Below are 21,851 nucleotides of genomic sequence, written 5' to 3'. Positions count from 1 at the left end.
ATCCGAATCTAAGTCGAGGGTTTCAGGCAAATCTTTGTTTTACAAACACGGTATATAAGAAACTTAGCGGCTAATGCCGTCATAGTCCAATCCCTCAAGGGCGATCGCCCCCATTCCTCTCCTAACCCCCAACCCCTAACCCCCAACCCCTAACCCCCAACCCCTCCAAATGCCCAGCCTCGACGATCGCATCCTGCAAACCAACCAGCGCCTCAAAGCTGCGAAAATGGGGCTGCAAGTTGAGCGGCGGGGCGACAAGCTGAGCCTGCGGGGGACGCTGCCGCCACGACCGGGCAGCCATCGGCTGAATCCGCACCAGCAGCGCATCAGCCTGAACCTTCCCGCCACCCATGATGGACTGAAGCAAGCGGAAACCGAAGCCAAAATTATCGCCGCCCAGCTTTTGCAAAACTGCTTCGATTGGCATAACTATCTACCCGTCAAAGGCGGTGGGCGACTGAGCCAGATGGATTTGTCCGAAAAGCTGGCGGCATTTCAGCAGGCGTTTTGGACGCGGCAAGAGGGCGCAGCAAATCCCGCTTCGGTGCGGACGACGTGGGAGAAGGCTTACGCGCCGTATTTGAAGAAGCTGGAGGCGATCGCCCAAGCTCGCCCCAACCTCAGCCTCGCCGAAGCCATCTACGCCACCGTGCAATCGACCAAACCCAACACCCGCAGCCGCCAAATCTGCTGCACCGCCCTCGGCGCATTGGCAGACTTTCTGCACATCGAGCTACCCATCAACCTAAAAACCTACTGGGGCAACTACGGCAACAGCAAAACCCAACTGCGCCAGTTGCCGACCGAAGCCGACATCCTCGCCGCCTACGAGCAAATTCCTAACCCCGCCTGGCGCTTTGTGTTTGGCATTATGGCAACCTACGGACTGCGAAACCATGAGGTGTTTTTTTGCGATTACGACGCGCTACGAACAGGCGACTCCAGCGCCGTGATCGAGGTGCAAGACCAGACAAAGACGGGCGCACATCAAGTCTGGCCCTTCCCGGTGGAATGGGTCGATCGGTTCCAACTGCGCCAGGTGATACTGCCGCCGATCGGCACCGATCTGCGCCAGACCACGCTCCAGCGCATCGGGCAGCAGGTCGCCACTCAGTTTCGCCGCTATGACCTGCCCTTCTCGCCCTACGATTTGCGCCACGCCTGGGCCGTGCGAACCATCCATGTGGGGCTACCCGACACCGTCGCCGCCCGCATGATGGGTCACTCCGTCGCCGTTCACACGCGCACCTATCACCGCTGGATCACCCGGCGCGACCAGCAGATGGCGGTGGATGCGGCCTTGCGACGAAGCGAGGTTTGGGGCGATGAAAAGGCGGATCAGCCTAGCTTAGGTTAGACTTCAGCCTGGATCTGCTCTTTCTAGAATTGGCTAATCCGGTGAACTCAGGCAAGTCCCCAATTTAACGGGCGATTCCCGTAGGGATCGCTTCGCGAATCGCCCCACAAGTTAGCCCCTCTAAGACTTGCTAAAAGGGACTTGCTAAAAGGCGAATTCTGGCAGGTTAATGCTGAACAGCGAGTCGAGAACGCCTGATTTTTCAGTGGATTTCTCAGTCGGTGGGGGCTGGCCGAGGGAGGGGCTAGAAGGGCTGGGCAAATCGCCACCCACGGCTAGGTTGGTGGCTGGGGCGTTGGGCGGCGGAGTCGGTGAATTGAGGGCAACGGGCTGGTTCGTTTGGGTGCGGTAGTGTTCGTGGGCGCGGGCGATACTGCTCCGCAACGCTAGCGCGATCGCCCTCATGCGGCGATCCTGGTCGCGGGAAATGCGGTCGGCGGTGTTGCCTAGTCCGGGCGCATTCCACTGCTGCGTATCGGGGTCGATGAAGGCGCGGGTACGGGCCCACAGAATTGCCGATTCGCCCTGCATTCCCCGCCGCCGCGCTTCGGCTAGCCAGTCGATATAGCCGCCCCGATCGAGCGCGGCCACGGGGGCCTGGTTTGCCAGGTCGATGCCGTTTAGCAATTCCTCCAGGCTAAGAGAAATGCCGTGGCTGGCTGCCTTGCGCTGGAGCAGGTCGGCCTGTTTTTGCAGCCGTCGAAGCTGGCGTTCGTCGGCCTCCTCTGGGGAGCTTGCGCCGTGCTGATAGGAAAAGCTGCCCAGATTCCACACGCCGTTGCCGGGGTCGGTGTGGCCGTAATAGGCTTTGGTGCGCTGGCCGTCGGCGGCGCGAGTCCCTTCGGCGCTGCCCACAACCCGCGCCACCAGGGAGTCTGCGCCGCCGTGAAACAGGGCTGCCAGTTCGCCGTTGGCGGGCTTTGGAACTGGCGGAGCAAGGCCGAGTAGCCGCGCTGCACCGTTTATCGCTTGATCTACTGCCTGATTTACTGGGAAAGGCTGCGGTTCTTCGTCTTTTTGCTGGGCCAGATGACCAGCGGGCACATCAAACCGCAGTTCAACTGATTTTGACCCTGATGGCGCAATGGGTAGGGTCAGGGATTCTTCAGGAGAGGCGGGCTGACTCGTCGCCACCAGAGCCGGAGCCGCAGACGGACGGGGGTTCGCAGGTCGGGGAAAGGGCTGGGGAAAGGGCTGAGGAAAGGGCTGAGCAATTGCCTCGAAGCCGCCCGTCGGCGGCGGGGGCGGCAACTCCGGATTGGCCCGCGAAGCCTCCTGCATCGGTGGCTCGGTCGCATTCGCGGGCACTTGCAGGGGCACATCCAGCGGCGGCTCCAGCATAGCCGTTGGAGTTGCGCTCGCAGACGGCTCTACCGATGACGGCTGCACCACCGCCATCTCAAAACTCAGCGCCAGGTCATCGGCATGGGCAGCGGTCGATTCACCCAGGGCGATCGCCACCGCGCCCAGCAGCAAAAGAGTACGATTCATGAGAGAGAAAATGGGCTTTTTGTAGGGCGTTGGGGGGGGACTGGGGGATTCTGCCGGTGAGTCTTGCCGCTACTTACTAAGCATCCGCTCCAGCATTTCCTTGGAAGGTTCCACCAGGGCCCAAGTGCCGTCGGGCTGGCGGCGGAGGGCGGCGAAGTGGAGGTAGTCAGCAGAGCCAAGGGTGTCACCGCTGCGAACGCGCCCGGTCTTGCCAGACTTGAGGCCGCACAGGCGAAACAAGTAAGCAGGCACGTCGGGTGTGGAGTAGATGTAGCAGCCTGGTACGTCGTTGGACTGTACCTCGCCATCAAAGGGGAGATAGACGCGATCGCCCTTCATCTCGATGGAGATGTCGCCCAGCCCGCCCACGATGCGGTGTTTGCCGACGGTGCTGCCAAGCTGCAATTCCCAGCTTTGCTGAATTGGCACGGTTCGCACTGGGCGAGGGGCTTGGGAACAGGCAGTCCCCAGCAGGGCGATCGCCATCAGGCTCACCCAGGTTTTGCACCAGCATCCCTTGAAAGGAGGGTTATTGGAAGCTAAAGCGATACCCGGCATACTCGTTGCCCTCGTAGAGAATGACGAGGCGAGTCTGCGGGTCAAAAGCGAGCGGATAGACCTGGCGCTCGGCGGCCACGCCCGCCCTCACCTGAATGTTTTGCAGTTGGCAATAGGGAGCGCCCGCAATTTGCGTAATGCGATCGCGGCTGTCGCGTTCGGGCACCGTGAGCAACTGGGCAAGCTGTTCGCGGGAGAGGGCGACCTGCTGATTCACTGTGCCCTGGCAGGCTTCGTGATGCCCACTGGAGGCAACCGGCGACACCATGCCACGCAAATCGACCAGCAGCCCCGCCATTGCAATTACCATACCGCCCAGTAGCACCGGGTTTAGCGTGGGTCGATCTAGACTGTGATGCTCTAGATTACGGCGCTTCATCGTTGCTACCCTCCCCGACCATCACCAGGCCGCTGAAGACAATCAGGAGCCATATTACTCCAAGTAAAACTGAGGTCATAGCACGCGCCCTCCAATCAATAGCCCAAGGAAGATAAGAAAAATGCGGTAGCCCCAGGTAATGCTGGTGTGGGGGGCGACGGTGGTGCGATAGATGGCTAGGGCTGCCGGAGCGACAATTAGGAGGGCAACGGGTAGCCAGAAGCCTGCATTCATTGCCAGCAGCCAGTCTGCGCCGATACGGGCGATCGCCGCGCCAATCAGCAGCACCGCAGAGGCCTGCATCGAGGGGGCTGCTGTCATGGGCGACCGACCTGCTGTGGCGGTGGTGCTTTGCCGCTGCCTTGAGCGGGCCGTCCTCTGGCGATCGCTCGGCAATAGCACCTGGTTGACCAGCGCCAGCAAGCCCCGCAGCGCCCGCTGAGTCGTTGTCAGTGCGATCGCGATTGCTGAAGAGGGCGCTGGCGTAAGCCCCGTAGAGCGATATCGCTGCCCCTGGCGAGCCGAACCTGTGCTGCGCCCATCGCTCCGATGCCGCAGACTTTGGGCCATCCATTCGGCATCGCGCTCCGCCTGGAACAGGTCAATCGGACGCTTGGTGACCACAAATGCGCCTCGTTCGTCTCGTTGCACGAGGGGCACCTCCGTGTCTAGGTATTCGCAGAGGGCAGGCAGATCACTCACCTCGCCTGCAAAGATGTGCCGCTGGGTGTCCATGTCTTTCCAGTCGCGTTCTAGCTTTTGGGCGATCGCCTTTAGCTCCAGCATGGCGGCTTCCTGGGCAGCAGAGAGCTGGTTGATTTCGTCTGCCTTCACTTCTAGCAGGCGCATCACTTCCGCCGCTGGGAACTCATGACGGGTCGGCGCTTCGGGATGAGACTTGCGCCCCGATGCAGCGGCGACTGGGGGTCTGGGCGATGTAGACTCAGCAGGTGCAGCCACCGCAGTAAAGGGCGAGGAGGGCGCACTGGCGGGTGCAGGGGCTACAAAAGTTGAGGTCAACGCCGCCGACATTGCCCGCAGTGACTCGGCTGCCTGCCGAAATTGGGCGGCTTGCTGGGCTTCGGCGGCGGCCTCGCGCACAGCAGCGGTCACGTCGGCATCTGTAGGGCGATTTTGCGCCGCAACGCCAGCATAATTGCGCTCTGGAGGTTTTTCTGAAGGGCGCTCTGACGGGGCTATTCCCGTAGGGATCGCTTCGCGAATCGCGCTCATCCGTCCTATCGCTGCGCTCTGGGCGGGAAACATTTCCACCATACGAGAGGCGGGGGACGACGAGACAGCGACTTGTCCAGCCCGAATGGCCTGGAGCCGCTCCTGAATTGCGCGAATCTCGACCTGGCTGGTGGGCATAGATGTGGGTTGGGCGGCGGGGGATTCCTTCATGCGTTCAACTCCTGAAGCGTGCTGACAGTCTGAGAACCTGGGATAGCGCAGAGCAGTGAGTGGAGCGATTTGCTCAGGTCTTGCTCCGTTGACTCGGAGCGCTTGCTCAGATGCGCTAAATCATGCGCTAAATCAAATGCACTAAAATCAAAGATGATCCGAGCTAGTACGTAAGTACTTCCTGCTGCATACCCCTCATGGTAGCTCAAAATAGTACTTATGTACTAAATCCGTCAACCCTTTTGTCTATGTCTCTTGATCCTGGGCTTGAACGCTTGCAGTCAGTTCAGGATTGACAGAACTGATGAATCGGGTGAGTCGGCTTCTTTTGGGCTACAGTGGCGAAACCCTCCAAACTGGCCAGTCCTGTGTTTCTGTTGCTTTCAGGGCAAATTAGGGCATTCTGGAAGTCAGACCGTCGTGCGATCGCCCCGTCCTTTCTATCGGGCCCTAGAATAAACAAAGCGTTGTTTGCGAAAGCCACGTTTCGAGCCTGGTTCTGGTAGGACGCTCTGGGTTTTGCTAGCCCCATCATCCTGCCTGAGTCGTAGACTCATGGATTTCACGCCCGTTGTTGCCCGCCTGTCATTTCACGCAGAGTGCCGCACCGTCTTCCAATCTCTGTCTTCCAATCTCTGTCTTCCAGCCTCTGTCTTCCAGCCTCTGTCAGGCTGCCTCGTGTTCGCTTGCTCTGCGTTTCGCCCCTGCCTTTTTTTGCGTCTAGCCTTTTTGCGCCTATGACTGCGATTCAGCCCCCCGACCGCGCTGCGACCCCTGACCAATCTGCTCCAAGGTATCCGCTGTCTACGCTTAAGCGGGCCCGGCGGGCAGTCGCCTGTTCCCCCTTTTTGCTGCCGCTGTTCGCCACGATGCGCCAGGAGGGGGTGTCGCTGAGGGCGATCGCCGGATCATCGGGTGTGCAGCAGCGCTACACTCGCCGCCCGCTGGCCGAACTCGCCGCCGAAGATGCGCTGCTCTGGCTCATCGATGTGGGTGTCTTGCGGCGAGAGGTCGATGGACAGGGACTCACCGATAGCTTTCGGCTCACGCCGCTGGGCCGCATTCTGGTAGACCAGTGGGTCGAGCGTAGCCGCATTCCTGCCCCAACCCTAGGCGATCGCCTCGCCAATCTGCTATCTCGCTGGTTTCGTCCACCTGCCTGGCTCCAATAGCTCATCTCCGCTCCGAAGATTTCCGCCAGTCTTTCAGGTTTTCTTGCTTCATAGGCTGTAAATCAAAACAGCGAGTCAAAACATCTCGAAACTATCTATTCCTGCGCCCGTACCCTGCTTCGCACCTTGTTCACGCACATCGCCCCTGCTCGCCTACGCTCTTTCGGAGGTCTTGGATGAAAGCCATCATGGTGGTAGGAACCGCGTCTCATGTCGGAAAGTCTATGCTGACGGCGGCCCTGTGCCGCATCCTGAGTCGCCGGGGCTGGCGGGTTGCGCCTTTCAAGGGGCAAAACATGGCGCTCAATGCCTACGTCACAGCGACAGGTGGAGAAATTGGTCATGCTCAAGCAGTGCAAGCCTGGGCAGCGGGTGTTGCGCCCCGCGTGGAGATGAACCCCATCTTGCTCAAGCCCCAGGGCGATATGACTTCGCAGGTGGTGCTGAAGGGACGGCCGGTCGGGCGGGTCAGTGCGGCTGACTATTACGCCGAATATTTCGAGCCAGGCTGGCAGGCGATCGAAGAATCTCTGGCTCGGCTGAGCGAAGAATTCGACCTCATAGTGTGCGAGGGTGCAGGCAGCCCCGTCGAGGTTAACCTGAAAGAGCGTGACCTGACCAATATGCGCGTGGCCAACCACCTCAACGCGCCGACCCTGCTGATTGCCGATATTGAACGAGGGGGCGTGTTTGCCCAGATCGTCGGCACGCTAGAGCTGATGGAGCCAGAGGAACGCGCCCTGGTGAAAGGCATCATTATCAACAAGTTTCGTGGGCAAAAGGCGCTGCTCGACCCCGGACTCACCTGGCTAGAGGAGCGGACGGGCATTCCGGTTCTGGGGGTGATTCCCTGGATGGAGCATTCCTTTCCGGCAGAAGACTCGCTCTCGTTGTTTGACCGGGGGCAACAGAGCGGCGGCAACGAGGTGACGATTGCCGTGATTCGCCTGCCGCGCATTTCAAACTTTACCGATTTTGACCCGCTAGAGGCGGAACCTACTGTTTCAGTGAAATATATCGGACTGAAAGATTCTCTCGGCTATCCCGACGCGGTGATTTTGCCCGGTTCCAAGACCACCATTCCCGACCTGATCGCCCTCCAGCGCACGGGGCTGGCCGAGGCGATTCAGAAATACGCCGCTGCGGGCGGAACGGTGTTAGGCATTTGCGGCGGCTATCAAATGATGGGCACGATGCTGGCTGATCCAGAAGGTGTGGAAGGTCAGGAAGGTCGCTATAAGGGGCTGGGTCTGCTGCCGATTAAGACGGTAATTACAGGGCAAAAAGTAGCGCGGCAGCGACAGGTCACGTCTAATTTTCCGCAGGTGGGGCTGCCGGTGCTGGGCTACGAAATTCACCAGGGACGCACCCATCTGGCCGATGCCGACCAGGACCCGGAGGGGCCTGTTTTCAAACCGCTGTTTGACGATCGCAATTTAGGGCTGGTGGACTCTACCCAGTCGCTCTGGGGGACTTATCTGCACGGCATTTTCGACAATGGCGCGTGGCGGCGGGCCTGGCTGAATCGGCTGCGCCAGCAGCGTGGTCTCAAGTCTCTACCAACGGGCGTTTCTAACTATCGAGAGCAGCGAGAGTCTATGCTAGACTCACTGGCTGATGCCTTTGAGTCTTATCTGGATTTATCGGCGCTGTCGTCTTATTTAGATAGCTGATCCAATTTAGATAGCTGATCCAATTTAGATAGCTGATCCAAGTCGCCCCCGAGCTTAGACATGAGTGTAGAGATTCACTTTTTGCCCGACGACGTGACGGTGCAGGCAGACCCTGGTGAGCCGCTGCTGGAAGTGGCAGAACGGGCGGGTGTGATGATTCCCACAGGCTGTTTGATGGGGTCCTGTCATGCTTGCGAAGTGGAGGTGAATGGCGACGAGTCGGTGTGTGCCTGCATTAGTGCAGTTCCCGCAGGGGCGACCCAGCTCACCATCAACCTCTACGTTGACCCCACTTGGTAATTCTCCTGATTCATTTCCATAGTTTTCCATGATTGATGAATTTGAGTTGCCGAATGCAGTGCGGGCGGCGATCGCCCTCGGCAGCAATTTGGGCGATTCGATCGCAATTGTCGAGTCGGCAATTGAGGCGATCGCCCGCGTTCCTGGTGTGCAACTCATCGAGCGATCGCATTTGTATAAAACTGCCCCCGTCGGCCCGCCCCAGCCAGACTATATCAATGCCTGCATGTTGGTTTACACGCTGCTGCCACCCGATACCTTGCTGAGCGTGCTGCTGGAAATTGAGCAGCAGTTTGGGCGAGTGCGGCGAGAGCGCTGGGGGGCGAGGCTGCTGGATCTGGATCTCTTGCTCTATGGCAACCGCATGGTCAACACGCCGACCCTACAACTGCCCCATCCCCGAATGCGCGATCGCGCCTTTGTGCTGTGGCCGCTGGCAGAGATCGCGCCCGACTGGGTAGAACCTGTCACCCTCAAAACAATGGCAGAACTGCGCGACCAGATCGACAGTTCCGGCGTACAGCTCATCATCATGCTGGGGTCGAGCGGGTAATGGATACCCCTGCTGACTCCAGCGCCAGTTTGCCTACTGTGGAATGGGGCGATCGCCATCCCGCCAAAGCCCAACTGCGGAACTCGGTCTGGCAAAGCCTGAAAGACAGCGGCGCAGCCCTCCGCGACCCAGTGGGCCACATCCCCCACTTTGCCGGAGCCGAAGCCGCCGCCGAGCAGCTTGCTGCCCTACCCATCTGGCAGCAGGCGCAGGTCGTCAAGTGCAACCCCGACCGACCGCAAGCCCCCGTGCGGCTGCGGGCGCTGCAAGACGGCAAGCGACTCTATATGGCCGTGCCGCGCCTCACCCGCCGCCAGTGCTTTGTGGAACTCGACCCTGCCACACTGCAACGGCAGGGCATCCCGTTCAAGCAGGTGGCCGCCATGCGTCAGGCGCTAATCCACGGGCGACTGGTCAGCTTTGACGAGATGCAGCCGATTGATCTGGTCGTCGTGGGCAGCGTCGCCGCTACGACCGCAGGCGGGCGCACAGGCAAAGGTGCAGGCTTCGCCGACCTGGAACTGGCTATGCTGCAACAGTTCAACCTGCTAAAACCCGACACGCAAATCGTCACTACCATCCACCCGCTGCAACTTGTGGATGCGGATAAACTGCCTGTAGAACCCCACGACTGGCCGCTGGATTGGGTTGTGACACCAGAAGGGGCGATCGCTACTCATCACACCTTCCCAAAACCCACTGGCATCAACTGGGCAGCCGTCCAGCCCGATCAATACCGCAAGATTCCAATTTTGAAACAGCTTTATGAAAAGGCAAATAAAGCGTAGATTCACGATTAAAACCGCTTCTGGCAAAATTTGAGTGAATCTTTGGTTTACAGCGCATTTCCTTCTTCTCTGGGAAACCTAATTACAAAGTCAACTGCTGAGGAGCAACTTCTTCAGCAGAAAACTTAGCGCCTAAGCAACCTTAAGATTTTTAGCAATTATTGCCATGAACCCAGAGCAGCATTCACCCGATCAACCCAAAAAACTCACAGCCGAGCAGGAGACCAAACTAACTGGCACCATTGTTTGGTCAATTTTTAGTTTTCTGATGCCATATTTCGGAATTCCACTGACATGGCTATTTGCAAAAAAGCTGGGAAGAAACGAGAAAGCATTTGCAACAGCAATGGGAATTTTACCTTGGGTTCTCATTGGTCGCTTTATAGAACCTAATGGCTCTAACGTACAAAACGTTTCCACTCAGACCGCAGTACAAACCACAGTCCAGCAGGCTCAAGCATCCCCACCATCTCAGCCAGTAGAATCGCCATCCCCAGAATCCGCAGCAATGCCTGCAAGCCCTAAAGCCAGCTCTAGCAAGGAACGCTTCCGTGAAAGATTCTACGAAGTAATTAATCGTCAACCGGGGTAGCGTATCTAGTTACGCCCGCAAAACCATACAAAATTGGGGAGGCTCAGGGGTGGCGTTGAAATTGCACTTCGTTATGCTTGCGAGGAAATTCTAGAGCATTCAGGCAACTCAGCACGGCTTGCTCAGTCTGTGTATGCAGCTAACAACTACACAATTCCCTTAGAGCAACTGCTAGTACATTACGAAGCAAAATTTTCGTCCGCTGAGTATGCTGGTTGCGATGGTCAACCCCGTTCCATAAACCAAGTTGGTGAGATATCGGCCCTAACTCCCCATGGCGGTTCGACTGGAATTCTGATGGCTGAGGATGCATCAGCCAGAATTAATCTGCGAGAGTACCAAGCACAGATATTCCAACCCCGGCGCTATGGTCTAGTTGGTGACGAAGTTTTGATTTTGGACAACACAATTGGTAAGGACGGTCAAAGTTGGTACAAGGTCAAATTTCCAGTATCAGGCGCTGTCGGCTGGATTAGAAGCGACTTTGTTCAGTTAAAGTAACCTTTCCCTTACTCCAACACCCTAACACCCCAACACCCCCAGCACTCCAAATGCTCCCCCCCCGAAAGCCCTGGACAAAATCCGCCAGCAATTTGACCACGCGCCCTATCCGCGTGTGCCGCTGGATCAGTCGCCCAAGGACGATCCAAATTCCCTATTCAAGCACAGCCTGATAACGGCGTATTACCGCCGCGAAGGTCGAGTAATCGATCCGCAAGATCGGCTGATTTTAGATGCGGGCTGCGGCAGTGGCTACAAGTGCCTGATGCTGGCGGAGGCAAATCCGGGCGCAAAGATTGTGGGCATGGACTTGTCGGAAAAAGTCAGTGGAGATGACTCAGCAACGGGCTGGCGCATCACGGGTTTGATCAGGTAGAGTGCTACGCCGGCCCTGATCGAAGACTTGCCCAACCTCGGGGATACAGTTCGACTACATCAACTGCGATGAGGTGCTGTATCTGCTGCCCGATCCGCTGGCAGGGTTGCAGGCAATGCGGTCGGTGCTAAAACCTGACGGCATCTTGCGGGTAAACCTGCACAGCGCCTATCAGCGCCGCCGCTACTATCAGGCGCAAGCCCTGTTTCAGATGCTGGGGCTGATGGACGACAATCCAACGGATTTGGAGGTGGGACTGGTGCATGAAACCATGAACGCCCTCAAGGATCACGTCGTGCTGAAAACCACCACCTGGCACCCAATTTATCAGCAGCAGCCAGAGGGTGTGCTGGTCGATCATCTGCTGCTGGGCGACAAGGGCTATACCATTCCTGATCTGTTCGGGTTGCTAAAGTCGGCAGACCTAGAATTGATCAGCATGGTGAACTGGCTGCATTGGGATTTGCGCGACCTGTTCCAAAATCCCCATGCACTGCCGGAGCCGTGGAACCAACTGGTGCCCAATTGCTCGATCGAAGACCAGCTTTATTTCTACGAACTGCTGAATCCGGTGCATCGCCTGCTGGATGCCTGGTGCGGCGTTGCCACCGAAGCGGAACCGCCCGACTCGCCCCCAGACCGGACATTGCAAAACTGGGCGCTGAGCGACTGGCAGCGGGCGACCCTGCACCTGCATCCCCCAACTCCGCACCGAGCGAGTGCGTCAGGCACTATTGGCGGCGTGTCAGGCTTCTCAGCCGTTTGAAATAAATCGCCACCTCAGCCAGGTTTCGCCAACGCCCGTGGTGCTGAGCAGCAGTCAGGCACTCTCGTTGCTGCCGCTGTGGGACGGGCCGCACTCCATCGCGGCGATCGCCCATCAATATCAGCGCTTCCACCCCGTCCAACTGCCCAGCCTGGAACCTATGACCGCAGACACTGCCCTGGGGCAAATCGTGGAGCTAATCAAGCGACTAGAGCGGTGTTTGTTTGTGCTGGTTGAGTCTTAGCGCGAGGGAGGGGGAGGGAGAGAGAGGGGGGAGAGGGGGGAGTGTTGGAGTGTTGGAGTGTTGGAGTAAACCACCCCGTCACCCCGTCACCCCGTCACCCCGCCACCCCGCCACCCCTGCCACCCCACCAGTCCGCTAACCCATCACCCCGCCACATCCCGATACCTCTATGCTCTCCCCCCTCGACGAACTCCGCGCCCAGTTTGACAACGCGCCCTATCCCCGGATTCCGCTCGACCAATCACCCGTGGCGGATTACGATATGCAGTTTGTGCATAGCATGGTCACGCCTTACTACCTGCGCTATCGGCGGGCGGTGGATACCGTAGGCAAGGTGATTCTGGACGCGGGCTGTGGGACGGGCTACAAGGCGCATCTGCTGGCGATCGCCAATCCGGGGGCGACGATCATCGGCGTTGACCTGTCGGAAGAGTCGGTCAAGCTGGCGAGGCAGCGGCTCGACTATCACCAAATTCCCAACACAGAGTTTTACACGCTGCTGATCGAAGATTTGCCCAGTTTGGGAATCCATTTTGACTACATCAACTGCGACGAGACGCTGTATCTGGTGCCCGACCCGCTGGCAGCATTACAGGCTATGACCAGCGTCCTCAAGCCCGACGGCATTTTGCGGGTGAACCTGCACAGTGCCCTCCAGCGCCATGCGTTTTATCGAGCGCAAGAGCTCTTTCGGGCGATCGGGCTGATGAAGCCAGAAACCTCCCAGAGCGAGGCCGTGCAGGTGGTGATCAACACGATGAAAGCCCTAAAGCCGGATGTGGTGCTGAAGCAGCACGCCTGGAAGCCTGAATATGAATGCCCCGAAAGCGACGGCAGCATTTTGGCAAATCATCTGCTGACGGGGGACAAAGGCTTCACAATTCCCGATGTGTTTGACCTGCTGGGTGCGGCCAAGCTGGAGTTTCTCAGCATGGTGAACTGGCGGCACTGGCAAGTGCCCGACCTGTTTAAGGACTGCGACGACCTGCCCGCGCTGTGGGGCATGAGCCTGATGGCTGCTGAGCCGTCCGATCAACTGCGGATGTATGAACTCCTCCATCCCGTGAATCGCCTGCTGGATGTTTGGTGTGTGCGGGTGGATGCTGACCCGCCGGGGATTCCTGTCGATGCCTGGGACGATGAAGCATGGCGATGGGCCCGGGTTCACCTGCATCCGGTGTTGCGGGCTGCGCCGATCCGAGAAGCGGCGATCGCCCAGATTGAAACCAGTCAACCCTTCGAGCTAACCCGCTACATCGACCTGCCCGCAATGGGACCCGTTTTGCTGACTGCCCTGGAAACCGCTTGCCTGCTGCCCCTGTGGGACGGGCCCCAGACCGTCGCCGCCCTAACCCAGCGCTGGCAACAGATTCAGCCCATAGACTGGGCAACCCTGGAGCCACTCAGTGAGAACACTGCATTTGCCAGGGTACAAAACTTGTTGAACCGACTTGATGCGTTTTTATACGTACTCACCGAGTTAGATTCCTGACACTGCAAGGCTTTCAGCTTCTCAGAAAATCCCAGAAAATTTTTGAGACCCCTGATATGAAACTAACGCAAGCTGGGCAAATTAACGCTAGGAGTTAGAAACCCAGTATCCCGCAACCTCAAGGAGACTCTACCCTATGAAGACTGAACTGAAAGCGAAGTTTTTGCAGCACCTGATCGATAAGAAAAAGGGCGAAGAAGGCTTCACGCTGATTGAACTGCTGGTGGTGATCATCATCATCGGTATCCTGTCCGCTATCGCACTGCCCTCCTTCCTGAACCAAGCCAACAAGGCTCGCCAGTCTGAAGCTCAAACCTACGTTGGTTCCATCAACCGCGGTCAGCAAGCCTACTTCCTGGAGAAGAACACCTTCGGTGCGCTCAGCAACCTAGAACTGGGCATCAGCAACACCAAGAACTACACCTACGCCTCTAGCGGCACAGGTGCGGGTACAAGCGCAGTGGCAACCACCACCGCTACCCCGACTGCAACGCTGAAGGGCTATGCTGGCAAGGTCTGGATTGCACCTGCTTCTGATGGTAGCGCCACCACCCTGGCGCTGCTGTGCGAAGGCGGCATTGGCAGCGTCCCCACGATCACAGGTACCGTCTGCCCGTAGGGCTTGGATGTAAGCCTGATTGCGATAGAGATGATTTGGCCCTGAGTGCTGCTATCTTTCGATTCGCAACTGGTGTGACATTCTGCAATAGAAGGCTGTCAGGAATTTTCCCGACAGCTTTTTGTTTTGGAAGATGCCCGCTCTTTTCGATTTTTGACTGTGGATTGGGTAACCTAATCGATACAGAGTCTTGATGCTGCAAACATTGCAAATACTGCAAATATAGCAATACGCAGGTTAGTTAGGACGTTTGTAGTGAGGACTTAAGTCCTCACTACGAGCCTCAACAGCAACTATGTCCGTCCTACGTGTCCTAACCAACCAGTTAGCTGCTATATTGCGTGCGATCGCTCTGGCTCTGCCGGATGTACGGTTAAAGCCGTATAAAAGACTACGGAATGCGTCTGATTTTAGTTTTAGGGGGATGCCCTGGCTCGTAGTCAGCGCTTCAGCGCTGAAGCACTGACTACAAACCCAAGTTCTAGCTGTGGCAGAGTACTAGAACCTGGTGAGAGATTGATATGAGTTTTGCTTATCAGCGTAAAGCCAAGAGAGCGATCGCTCTCTAAATCCCCGCAAGATCCCCGCAAGATCCCTGCAAGATCTCTGCAAGTTCGCATCTGCCCCAGTTTTTTTCCCTTGCAAGACACCCCCCGATTCCTATGACAGAGCTGACGTTGAGTTCCGAGCCTGTGTCTGATAGCGCCGCCCCTGTCGATCCCAGGTTGCAAGAGGCGATCGCCCTAGTTCGGGCTGAGCGCTATGACGCAGCCGCCGTGGCGCTGGAGCAACTGATCGAGGAAAATGCTGCAATTCCCTCGGCTGTCTGGCATTTGGGTTTGGTGCGGCTTTTGCAAAAACAGGAAGAAGAAGCGCAACTGCTCTGGACAATGATGATGTCTGAGGCAGCGCCAGACCAGCTTGAGCCTTGGACGACAGAGCTATCGAACCTCCTGCACACCGAGGCCCTGCGCCAGCAGCGCAAAGGACAGGCGCAAGTGGCCTGGCTGATTCGCCGCCACCTGCGCGAAGTCAATCCAGCAGACTGGCAAAATGCGCTGCATCTGGTGGAACTCGAACTAGAGCTAAAGCAGTTCCAGGCAAACAGTCTGGAGGAGTTGGGCTTAATTGAGTGGCTCCAGACAGTGCAGCCCACTGCCGCAGAGATGGAGCATCTGTCTACCCTCGTCAAGCAACTGCTGGAAACCATTCCCTACGAAAATGCTGTGATTGCCTTGGTGCAGGCATTTATTTCACGAGTGGAGCAGCCAGCCGACTGGATCGACCCGCTGCTGGACGCAGCCTACAACATTTCTTCCAAGATCATTAACTACAGTCGCGCCATCCCCTATGCGGAACTGTGCCATCAAATTGACCCATACCATTCCGCCACGCTGCTGCGGCTGAGCGCCTATTACCAGGACAGTGAGCAATACGACAAAGGAATTGACTTTGCGGAGCGGTTTTTGGCGGGCACTCAAACAACAATGCAGCGGTGGATGGGAACCTCTATGCTGCTGCGGGGGCTGATGATTCGCGGTGGACAGTGGGAACGAGTGACGGCAACGCTGCAAGAAATTACAGCGCTCACAGAGCAATTTCTTGCGGAGTATGAGATAAAGGACGACCAGCTTTTAGATGCCTCGATCTTGACTGCGTCAATGTACTTTTACCCGTATGTCAGCGATTCACCCAGAGAGACGCGATCGCTCCAAAATCGAGTCGCAAAGCTTTATCAGGACGACCTCACGGCATCTATTAAACAGAAAAGTGACCTTTACATTCCCTATCCCCAAGCGCCCTTAGTGCGGAGCGTCGAGCGCAAAAAGCTGCGAGTAGGATACATCTCGCGCTGTATGCGGGCGCACTCGGTCGGCTGGCTGAGCCGCTGGCTGCTGCATCATCACGACCATGACCGCTTCGAGATTCACGTCCTGTTTAATCAGCAAATCGAGCCAGGAGCCTTTGGGCGCGAATGGTTTGCCAGCAAAGCCGATAGCGCTTACGCCATCGAAGGCGACATTCTGGGCATTGCCAAGACTATCCGCGAGGACGAAATCGATATTCTGGTCGATTTGGATAGCATTACCTCCGATTTGAATATCGGTGTGCTGGCGCTGAAGCCTGCGCCCGTGCAAGTAACGTGGCTGGGGCTGGATGCGTCGGGGCTACCGGCGGTGGATTACTTCATTGCCGATTCCTACGTCGTGCCTGACGATGCTGACGAATACTATGCCGAGACCATCTGGCGTTTGCCGCAGACGTATTTGGCGGTGGACGGCTTTGAGGTGGGTGTGCCCACACTGCGGCGCGACGATTTAGGAATTCCCAGCGATGCTGTTATCTATCTCAGCGCTCAGATTGCCTACAAGCGGCATCCGGACACCGTGCGGCGACAGATGCAAATCATCCGCGAGGTTCCCAATAGCTACTTTTTGATCAAAGGTGCAGGGGATTCGGAGTCGGTGCGGGCGCTGTTTTTACAGATTGCCGAAGAAGAGGGCGTGGCGGGCGATCGCCTCCGTTTCCTGAGCCGCGACAAGACGGAGCTAGACCACCGGGCCAATCTGGCGATCGCCGATGTGGTACTCGACACGTTCCCCTACAACGGCGCGACGACCACGATGGAAACCCTGTGGATGGGCATTCCAATGGTGACGCAGGTGGGCAAGCAGTTTGCCAGCCGCAACAGCTACGGCATGATGATGAACGCAGGCATTACCGAAGGCATCGCCCATACCGCCGAAGAGTATGTGGAATGGGGCGTGCGACTGGGTAAAGATGCGAAGTTGCGCGAAGAGATTCAAGCCAAATTGCGGCGATCGCGCCAAACCTCGCCGTTGTGGAATGCCCGCCAGTTTACCCGCGAAATGGAACGCGCCTATGAACAGATGTGGGAGCGATATCTGCAAAGCTGAGGGAAGAGGAAAGAAGGAAGAGGGAAGAAGGAAGAGGGAAGAAGGAAGAACGAAGAGCGAAGAACGAAGAACGAAGAACGAAGAGCGAAGAGCGAAGAACGAAGAGCGAAGAACGAAGAGCGAAGAACGAAAATCTAAAATCTAAAATCGAGATTCCGTTGTTGGGAGAGTTCACGAACAGCAGCACCAATCCCCCCGGAATCCCCGGCTCCCTGCTATATAAGAACCAGAGCATCATATGAGACTGGCTTATGGGAATTCGACGGCTGGGGCGCTGGAGTTTGGTTCTGTTGTGTAGCGTTGTGCTGTGGTTGGGGTGGGCGTTGCCTGCGATCGCCCTGATTCATCCCTATCCGGAGGGGGCGGGGCAGGTGATGGTGCGATCGCTCCAAACCCTGCGGGACGAGTCGGATCATGCATGGCAGGCAGTGCTTTTTAAGCGGGTGCGGGACGGACAGGTGGTAGATTTTCGGCTGCGGCTGGTGGGCTATCCGGGTGCGGCCTACTTAGCCCATGCCCAGCCCTTAACCATTTCTACCGGGTATGGCGAAGCCTGGACTGCGCCCGATGTCTTTGGCACATCTCGGCTGAATGATGACCTGGCAGGAAATGTCGGTGAGTACGATTTTCGAGACACAATGTTACGTCTGCAAACCGACATGCCCCTGCGGTTGGCGCTACCGTTAGAAGAAGGGCGATCGCTCGAATTGACGATTCCTCCCTTTGCCGTTCGCGAATGGCGACAACTCCTCGACTGGCAGGATGAGAGTTAGTTTAAGACTGAGACTCCAGCCTAGCGTGCTGGTCGCGTCCCCTGATAACTGATTCCTCATTGCTGTTTCTTCCGCTGCTTTCCTATGCCCCTCCCCCGCTGGCTCCGACTCCCGCGCCGTTATGCCATCCCGCTGGCCGTGGTGGGAGGCTTGCTGCTGCTCGATTTGCTGCGGCTGCTAGTTGCAGAGGGGCTGTGGTTTCAGCGGGTGGCGCATCTGCGGGTGTTTTGGCTGCGGCTGGGTGTGCAGGGAGGGCTGGGGCTGCTGGGGTTTGGGCTGAGCCTGGTATTTCTGTGGGGAAATTTGGCGATCGCCCATCGACATTCTGACCCACACCTCAACCTGACCCCGATTCCCCGGTTTGGGGGGCTGCGGCTGCGTCCACTGGCGGTGCTGGTGTCGGGCATCAGCCTGTGGATGAGTGCGGCGCTGGCCTATCACGCGGGCGTGGCGATTAGCCACTGGCGGCCGGCCCTCAGCGTCTATACACCTGCTGCTCAAGTCCCCGTGCGATTTCGAGCCGAAACGCTGGGGCAACTGCTCGTCCAGAGCCTCCAGCAGCCGTGGTTGGCGCTGATTATTCTGGGGCTGGCGGTGGGGCTGCTGGTGTATCCGCGAGTGCTGCTGTGGGGCTGGGCGCTGCTCACCAGTCTGGGCTTTGGGCTGGTGCTGTCGGAATATTGGGCCAAACTCCTGCTGGCCGCTTCTCCCACGCCGTTTAACCGAGCCGATCCGCTGTTTGGGCACGACATTAGCTTTTATGTATTCCGGCTACCTGCGCTGGAATTGCTATCTTACTGGGCGATGGGGCTGACGCTGCTGGGGCTGCTGTCGGTGGTGCTGGTTTACTTGTTGGCGGGCGACAGCCTCAGTGAGGGAAAATTTTTGGGCTGGTCGCTGCCACAGTTGCGCCATCTCTGCGGGCTGGGTGGGGCGCTGATGCTGGCGATCGCCCTGGCGCACTGGCTCAACCGCTACGGGCTGCTGTATTCCACCAGCGGCGTAGCCTATGGCGCAGGGTTTACGAATGTCCATGTGCGGCTGCCGATTCATAGCGTTTTGGCGGTAGCGGCGCTGGTGTTGGGAGTGATTTTGCTATGGCAGGCGATCGCCTCTCATCGCTGGCGGGCGGTTCCGGCGGTGTCGGCTGCGCCGTTCCGGGGGGCGGCGGCCAGTCTGCCGAATCGGGGCTTTGTTTCTCGAACCGCAGCGACACCAGGGTTGCCCCCGTCCGCTTCGCAGTCTCGCGGTCGCGTCCCATCGGCTCCGGCGGATTCTGCTCTATTGCTCCGGGGCTGGCGATCGCGCGAAGAACGAATTGCGGAATATGCCCAGTGGTCGGGGACTGCCGTAGATTTGCCGCTGCGCTCTGGGCGAGGAGCAGAGGAAACCGTGGCGCTGCTGCCGCGTCGAGTGCCGCCGCTGTTTTGGGGGCCGATGCTGCACCTAGCTGTTGCGGCGATCGCCACGACGCTGATTCCTTTTGTTGTGCAAAGCTTCGTCGTGCAGCCCAACGAACTGGCGCTGGAAACGCATTACATTCAGCGCACCATTGCCCTGACGCGAGATGCGTTTAACCTACAGGTCATTCAGGACGATATCTTTGACCCCCAGACCGACCTGACGCGGGCGGATTTACAAGCAAACGACCTCACCATCGATAACATCCGCCTGTGGGACTCGCGCCCGCTGCTGGAGACGAACCGCCAGCTTCAGCGCATCCGCCCCTACTACGAATTTCCCGATGCTGATCTCGACCGCTACCAGCTTCCGACCACCCAGGGCACGATTGGCCTACGGCAAGTCCTGATCGCGGCCCGCGAACTAGACTATAGTGGCGTGCCCGCCGATGCCCAAACCTGGGTGAACCAGCACCTCATTTACACCCACGGCTATGGCTTTACGGTCAGCCCAGTGAACACCGCCGATGAGGGTGGCTTACCCAGCTACTTTGTCGAAGGCGTGGAGCAAGTTGTAAACGATCCGCGCATTCCTGCCCTGCTGCCGACCCGACAAATCCCCGCATTTATTTTGGCGAACTGACCAATAACTTCGTGCTGACGCGCACCCGCGCCCTGGAGTTGGACTATCCCAGCGGCGGCGAAAACGTCTACAACACCTACAGCGGCAGCGGGGGAATTCCCATCGGGTCTTACTGGCGGCGGCTGCTGTTTGCGCGGCATCTCAACGACTGGCGAATGCTGTTTAGCGACCAGTTGACGGGCGAATCGCAGTTGCTCTATCGCCGCAATATCGTCAAGCGAGTGCAGGCGATCGCCCCGTTTCTCCGCTTCGATCATGACCCCTATCCCGTCGCGGTCGAGTTTGATGTGCAGACGAGCAACACCGACTCGCCGCCCAGTTCGCTGTACTGGATTATCGATGCCTACACAACGAGCGATCGCTACCCCTATTCCGACCCGCGCAACAACGATTTCAACTACATTCGCAACTCCGTCAAGATTGTCGTCGATGCCTACAACGGCAGCGTCACTTTTTACATTGCCGATCCCAGCGACCCGATAATTCAATCCTGGAGTCGTCTGCTGCCCCAGATGTTCCGTCCGTTCGACTCGATGCCCCCCGCTCTCCGCAGTCACATTCGCTATCCGCAGGACTATTATCAGGTGCAGTCGAATCAGCTCATGACCTACCACATGACTGATCCGCAAATTTTCTATAACCGCGAAGACGAGTGGCGTGAACCCAACGAAATCTATGCCAACGAGTCGCAAATCGTCGCGCCCTACTACCTGATTACCAAGCTGCCCATCGCCGATACTGAAGAATTTGTCCTGCTGCGCCTGTTCACGCCCTCCCAGCGCACAAACCTGATTGGCTGGCTGGCGGCTCGCTCCGATGGCGAAAACTATGGCAAGGTGCTACTCTATCGCTTCCCCAAGCAGCGGCTGATCTTTGGCCCAGAGCAAATCGAAGCCCGCATTAACCAAGACCCGCTGATTTCTCAGCAGATTTCGCTGTGGAATCGGCAGGGTTCGCAGGCGATCCAGGGGAATCTACTGGTGATTCCCGTCGAGGACTCGCTGCTCTATGTCGAGCCGCTGTACCTCCAGGCAGATCAAAACCGTCTGCCCACCCTCACAAGGGTCATCGTCGCCTATGGAAACCGCATCGTCATGGCGGAAACGCTCCAGCAGGCCCTCGATGCCATCTTTGCAGATGCTCCGGTGGATGGGACTCCTGTCGATAGCACTGTTGAAGCGAATCCCGAAGCACCCCCCAATGGAACCATCGTGCGGCCGCTGCCGGAGACTGGGGTCGAGGGGGCGTTGCCGTGAGGGATCGTTGCCGTGGGGGAGCGTTGCACTCATGAAGGGTCAAAGCATTGTGGGAATGCGCTTTTTCCCTGCTTCGCATTCCCCTAACCCCTAACCCGTAACCCCTGACCTCGAACCTCTGACCTCGAACCTCTGATGCGCTATTGGCTGATGAAATCGGAACCGGATGTGTATAGCATCGAAGACCTGGAGCGCGATCGCCAGACGATTTGGGATGGCGTACGAAATTATCAGGCGCGAAATTTCTTGCGATCAATGGCGGTGGGCGATCGCGCGTTTTTCTATCACTCCAACGCCACGCCGCCAGGAATTGTGGGGCTGATGCAGGTGTCTCAGCCAGACATCGTAGACCCGACGCAGTTTGACCCCAAAAGCAAGTACTATGATGCCAAATCGCCGCAGGACAACCCCCGCTGGCGCACGGTGCAGGTCGAGTTTGTGGAGCAGTTTCCTCAGATAGTGACGCTGGAACAACTGCGGCAAACCTTTTCGTCAGAGGAACTGCTGGTGGTGCGCCAGGGCAATCGCCTATCGGTGATGCCGGTAGACGAGGCGGTTGCCGAGAAAATTTTGAAGCTGGCGAAAGGCTGAGGATT

21 protein-coding genes are annotated in these 21,851 nt (G+C 57.9%); 17 read left to right on the top strand and 4 right to left on the bottom strand.

Going from position 1 to position 21,851, the window contains the following annotated elements; genetic code table 11:
- The first annotated feature begins 169 nt into the window (after positions 1–169).
- Positions 170–1,357, top strand: a complete 1,188-nt coding sequence (locus O77CONTIG1_RS07895; RefSeq protein ID WP_068509525.1) for a site-specific integrase — start codon at positions 170–172, stop codon at positions 1,355–1,357.
- Between the two features lie 144 nt (positions 1,358–1,501).
- On the opposite strand, the gene O77CONTIG1_RS25415 is transcribed toward O77CONTIG1_RS07895, so the two are convergent.
- From O77CONTIG1_RS25415 to O77CONTIG1_RS07875, 4 genes are all read right to left on the bottom strand, one after another.
- Complete coding sequence (locus O77CONTIG1_RS25415) at positions 1,502–2,848, bottom strand: hypothetical protein (protein WP_068509522.1); 1,347 nt, start codon at positions 2,846–2,848, stop codon at positions 1,502–1,504.
- A gap of 69 nt (positions 2,849–2,917) precedes the next feature.
- On the bottom strand, positions 2,918–3,406 hold the full coding sequence (locus O77CONTIG1_RS07885; RefSeq protein WP_084782358.1) for a hypothetical protein: 489 nt from the start codon (positions 3,404–3,406) through the stop codon (positions 2,918–2,920).
- Positions 3,378–3,785: a hypothetical protein gene (locus tag O77CONTIG1_RS07880; RefSeq protein ID WP_068509516.1), complete on the bottom strand. Its 408-nt coding sequence runs from the start codon at positions 3,783–3,785 to the stop codon at positions 3,378–3,380. The genes O77CONTIG1_RS07885 and O77CONTIG1_RS07880 overlap by 29 nt, the downstream gene beginning before the upstream one ends.
- A 75-nt stretch (positions 3,786–3,860) precedes the next feature.
- Complete coding sequence (locus O77CONTIG1_RS07875; protein WP_068509514.1) at positions 3,861–5,189, bottom strand: hypothetical protein; 1,329 nt, start codon at positions 5,187–5,189, stop codon at positions 3,861–3,863.
- A 737-nt stretch (positions 5,190–5,926) separates the two neighbouring features.
- Here O77CONTIG1_RS07875 and O77CONTIG1_RS07865 point away from each other — a divergent pair.
- The 16 genes from O77CONTIG1_RS07865 (at position 5,927) to O77CONTIG1_RS07790 (ending at position 21,846) form a co-directional block, all read left to right on the top strand.
- The gene (locus tag O77CONTIG1_RS07865) at positions 5,927–6,361 is read left to right on the top strand and encodes an Npun_F0494 family protein (protein WP_068509509.1); all 435 of its coding nucleotides are present in this window, start codon (positions 5,927–5,929) and stop codon (positions 6,359–6,361) included.
- Between the two features lie 176 nt (positions 6,362–6,537).
- Entirely contained in the window at positions 6,538–8,034 is a 1,497-nt protein-coding gene (gene cobQ, locus O77CONTIG1_RS07860; RefSeq protein ID WP_068509506.1) for a cobyric acid synthase CobQ, read from the top strand.
- A 60-nt stretch (positions 8,035–8,094) separates the two neighbouring features.
- A complete protein-coding gene (locus O77CONTIG1_RS07855) occupies positions 8,095–8,334 on the top strand; it encodes a 2Fe-2S iron-sulfur cluster-binding protein (protein WP_068509504.1) in 240 nt (79 codons plus the stop codon).
- Between the two features lie 28 nt (positions 8,335–8,362).
- Positions 8,363–8,887 (top strand): 2-amino-4-hydroxy-6-hydroxymethyldihydropteridine diphosphokinase, encoded by a 525-nt coding sequence (gene folK, locus O77CONTIG1_RS07850; RefSeq protein ID WP_156435040.1) that lies wholly within the window; start codon positions 8,363–8,365, stop codon positions 8,885–8,887.
- Positions 8,887–9,675 (top strand): 5-formyltetrahydrofolate cyclo-ligase, encoded by a 789-nt coding sequence (locus O77CONTIG1_RS07845; protein WP_068509501.1) that lies wholly within the window; start codon positions 8,887–8,889, stop codon positions 9,673–9,675. The genes folK and O77CONTIG1_RS07845 overlap by 1 nt, the downstream gene beginning before the upstream one ends.
- 166 nt (positions 9,676–9,841) lie before the next feature.
- Positions 9,842–10,267 carry a hypothetical protein gene (locus tag O77CONTIG1_RS24300; protein ID WP_156435038.1) on the top strand — a complete coding sequence of 142 codons (426 nt, stop codon included), beginning with the start codon at positions 9,842–9,844 and terminating at the stop codon, positions 10,265–10,267.
- Between the two features lie 616 nt (positions 10,268–10,883).
- Positions 10,884–11,144, top strand: a complete 261-nt coding sequence (locus O77CONTIG1_RS26735) for a methyltransferase domain-containing protein (RefSeq protein WP_068509497.1) — start codon at positions 10,884–10,886, stop codon at positions 11,142–11,144.
- Positions 11,145–11,217: 73 nt separating this feature from the next.
- A complete protein-coding gene (locus O77CONTIG1_RS07830; RefSeq protein ID WP_068509496.1) occupies positions 11,218–11,910 on the top strand; it encodes a hypothetical protein in 693 nt (230 codons plus the stop codon).
- Positions 11,864–12,154 (top strand): hypothetical protein, encoded by a 291-nt coding sequence (locus O77CONTIG1_RS07825; protein ID WP_156435035.1) that lies wholly within the window; start codon positions 11,864–11,866, stop codon positions 12,152–12,154. Before O77CONTIG1_RS07830 ends, O77CONTIG1_RS07825 begins: the two co-directional genes overlap by 47 nt.
- A gap of 169 nt (positions 12,155–12,323) precedes the next feature.
- The gene (locus tag O77CONTIG1_RS07820) at positions 12,324–13,646 is read left to right on the top strand and encodes a class I SAM-dependent methyltransferase (protein WP_068509491.1); all 1,323 of its coding nucleotides are present in this window, start codon (positions 12,324–12,326) and stop codon (positions 13,644–13,646) included.
- Positions 13,647–13,782: 136 nt separating this feature from the next.
- Positions 13,783–14,265 (top strand): type IV pilin-like G/H family protein, encoded by a 483-nt coding sequence (locus tag O77CONTIG1_RS07815; RefSeq protein WP_068509489.1) that lies wholly within the window; start codon positions 13,783–13,785, stop codon positions 14,263–14,265.
- Positions 14,266–14,927: 662 nt separating this feature from the next.
- The gene (locus O77CONTIG1_RS07810) at positions 14,928–17,183 is read left to right on the top strand and encodes a hypothetical protein (protein WP_068509487.1); all 2,256 of its coding nucleotides are present in this window, start codon (positions 14,928–14,930) and stop codon (positions 17,181–17,183) included.
- A 251-nt stretch (positions 17,184–17,434) separates the two neighbouring features.
- A complete protein-coding gene (locus O77CONTIG1_RS07800) occupies positions 17,435–17,956 on the top strand; it encodes a DUF3122 domain-containing protein (protein ID WP_068509483.1) in 522 nt (173 codons plus the stop codon).
- Between the two features lie 84 nt (positions 17,957–18,040).
- Entirely contained in the window at positions 18,041–19,999 is a 1,959-nt protein-coding gene (locus tag O77CONTIG1_RS27810; protein WP_286132607.1) for a UPF0182 family protein, read from the top strand.
- Between the two features lie 11 nt (positions 20,000–20,010).
- Positions 20,011–21,255, top strand: a complete 1,245-nt coding sequence (locus tag O77CONTIG1_RS23375; RefSeq protein ID WP_286132606.1) for a UPF0182 family protein — start codon at positions 20,011–20,013, stop codon at positions 21,253–21,255.
- Between the two features lie 135 nt (positions 21,256–21,390).
- Positions 21,391–21,846, top strand: a complete 456-nt coding sequence (locus O77CONTIG1_RS07790) for an EVE domain-containing protein (protein WP_068509481.1) — start codon at positions 21,391–21,393, stop codon at positions 21,844–21,846.
- Positions 21,847–21,851: the final 5 nt, after the last annotated feature.

It is taken from the genome of Leptolyngbya sp. O-77 (assembly GCF_001548395.1).
GTDB lineage: Bacteria > Cyanobacteriota > Cyanobacteriia > Elainellales > Elainellaceae > Thermoleptolyngbya.
The sequence above is the reverse complement of the archived record's forward strand: the minus strand, read 5'-3'. Positions and strand labels throughout refer to the sequence as shown.